At 74.7% G+C, this 249-nt stretch carries 1 protein-coding gene; it reads left to right on the top strand.

The window, feature by feature from the left end; genetic code table 11:
• Positions 1–249, top strand: a 249-nt coding sequence (locus tag AC0IVP_RS22015; protein WP_471759294.1) for an adenylate/guanylate cyclase domain-containing protein, incomplete at both ends; no start/stop codon positions are given.

The raw sequence follows: 249 nt of genomic DNA, 5'->3' as shown, positions 1-249 counted from the left end.
CTGCGCAACGGGGTGGAGCTGGGCGGGGAGACCCGCACCGTGGCCGCGCTGTTCGTCGACGTCTCCGGCTCGTCCTCGCTGGCCGAGGAGCTGGGCCCGGAGGCGATGGTCGCGCTGCTCACCCGGTTCTTCGCCGTCGTCGTCGACGCCACCTCCGTCGAGGACGGCCTGGTCAACAAGGTCGAGGGCGACGCCGCGCTGGGCGTCTTCGGGGCCCCGAACACGCTGCCCGACGCCGCGGGCTCGGCC

The organism is Klenkia sp. AC732 (assembly GCF_979256525.1).
The sequence above is the reverse complement of the archived record's forward strand: the minus strand, read 5'-3'. Positions and strand labels throughout refer to the sequence as shown.